Annotated in this window: 1 pseudogene; it reads left to right on the forward strand. The window is 66.2% G+C overall.

Going from position 1 to position 311, the window contains the following annotated elements:
* Positions 1–242 (forward strand): annotated as a pseudogene (locus P0G09_RS17600) (ATP-binding protein); the annotation flags it as partial.
* Between the last annotated feature and the right edge of the window lie 69 nt (positions 243–311).

Raw genomic sequence — 311 nt, forward strand, 5'->3', positions numbered from 1 at the left:
CTTACGAGCAGCAGGCCGAAACTGCAAAGCAGCAGCTGCTGGCCGAGGCCCAGAAACAGGCCGATGCCATTGTATCCGAGGGCAAGGCCGCTGCTGAGGCAGAGCGCCAGCACAAGCTGCGCGAAGCCGACGCACAGACCACCGCACTGGCCCGCGCTATGTGCGAGAAGCTGCTGAGCCGGAACCTGACCGAGCAGGACGATTCCCGTTTGCTGGACTGGGCGGCTGCATCCGGGCGGTAGCGCGGGCCAGCATCTCGTTCAGGACACCGGTGGGCACGCGGGCACCGTTCTGGGCATCCACGTCACGGA

This window comes from Faecalibacterium sp. DFI.5.82 (genome assembly GCF_029076575.1).
Taxonomy (GTDB): domain Bacteria; phylum Bacillota; class Clostridia; order Oscillospirales; family Ruminococcaceae; genus Faecalibacterium; species Faecalibacterium duncaniae.